Source organism: Psychrobacter piechaudii, from assembly GCF_900162825.1.
GTDB lineage: Bacteria > Pseudomonadota > Gammaproteobacteria > Pseudomonadales > Moraxellaceae > Psychrobacter > Psychrobacter piechaudii.
The window spans coordinates 1-1391 of the sequence record NZ_FUGE01000218.1 but is presented as its reverse complement, the minus strand read 5'-3'; the positions used below and the strand labels follow the sequence as shown (position 1 = coordinate 1391).

The window sequence follows — 1391 nt, the reverse complement described above, 5'->3', positions numbered from 1 at the left end:
AATTAATTATTGACCTTTTACAGATGTTATCACCAATTTTCGGTCGCAAATAACAAAAACACGAGATATATAAAAATATTTTAGTTATAGTTTCTAACTGTTTAACACCTTTTATTTAGATAATCTAATTTAAAGCGGCTATTTTCTATAGTGCGATTGCCCTGTAGGTCCAGTGTTGACTATCTTTTACTTACTCAGTATCGCTATTATCTATTATCTATTATCAGCTTGTTAGTCTTGCTATCATAAAGACCAGCACCAGTGAAACCTTCCTCTTCATCATAAAAAGTACAGAAGTCAGCTGTCTTGTCCTGATCTGTACGGGACATTATGCTCCCATCCCCCTCAAAAGCAACGCCTATCCCTGAAGTGCAGACTCTTTCATTATTGACAAACCGTAATTTAACGGCTTTTTCATTCTTTAACTCAGGATACAGGTATAAGTCGTTACGAATACCCATAAAGAAAGGATGAACCTTGTTATTTTTTTTGTTAACGGCCACATACATCCAAGCATTACTACTATCATCCCAAAATCTTGTTAGGATGGAATTATTGTTCTTCCCGAAGTTAGGTTTCCCCTTAAGTTCTTCTTTAAGCTTTTTTGCAACTTCAGGGTCACAAACATCAAACTAAGTATTTTGGTGTGGATTACAATCACCACGCAATTGAAGCCCATTTACAGAGTTCCACTCTTCAGCTTCAGCGTACATTTCTGTAGCATTAGCGCTAATGCTGCAGAGCGAAGCGGTGTTTGTCAACATAGTTGTCACCATTTAATGAATTAGGCGACTCTCATTTCATCAATCGATTTTGGCTCTTTTACTGGATTTAAAGTCGTTGGGGGCACAGGTGTACAATCTCTCACCTCTCGGCCACCCCAGCGCGCAGGATTTAATGCTTTTGCACTCTCTATCGTCTGCTTACGATTTGCTAGAATGACTTTATCCTCACCCATATGGCGCTCATTAGGGGTCACAAAGCGAAGCTGACTGTGCTTATGCTCCATGTTATACCAATGAGTAAACCTAAGCACCCATTGCCTTGCACTATCTAGGCTACTAAAGCCCTCTGTTGGCCAATTCGGGCGGTACTTGCACGTCTTAAACAGCGACTCAGCAAATGGATTGTCATTACTTACCCGAGGTCTACTATAAGAGGTCACCACCCCAAGCTCATAAGCTTTCATTCGCATCGTTTGCGCCTTCATCGGTGCCCCATTATCAGAATGTAGAACTAAGCCTGAATGCAAACACTTCTCTTTAGTTAAAGTACGCTGTAGAAGCTGTGCTGCAAGCTCACCTGACTCATGATCGTACACTTCCCATCCCACAATCTTACGGCTATACACATCCTCAATCATATAAAGATAATAGAACTGACCGCGTACA

The 1391-nt window shown here is 40.5% G+C and carries 3 protein-coding genes; all 3 read right to left on the bottom strand.

Annotated elements, in window-relative coordinates:
- Positions 1 to 206: 206 nt before the first annotated feature.
- Positions 207 to 503, bottom strand: a complete 297-nt coding sequence (locus A1019T_RS11625) for a hypothetical protein (protein ID WP_143514126.1) — start codon at positions 501 to 503, stop codon at positions 207 to 209.
- A gap of 129 nt (positions 504 to 632) precedes the next feature.
- Entirely contained in the window at positions 633 to 764 is a 132-nt protein-coding gene (locus A1019T_RS13915) for a hypothetical protein (protein WP_279626190.1), read from the bottom strand.
- Between the two features lie 20 nt (positions 765 to 784).
- A partial coding sequence (locus A1019T_RS11620) for an integrase core domain-containing protein (RefSeq protein WP_077451774.1) occupies positions 785 to 1391 on the bottom strand: 607 nt, incomplete at its 5' end.

Bases quoted from the DNA above. Each gene is read 5' to 3' on its own strand.
- A1019T_RS13915 (WP_279626190.1), bottom strand. From the start codon at position 764: ATGTTGACAAACACCGCTTCGCTCTGCAGCATTAGCGCTAATGCTACA.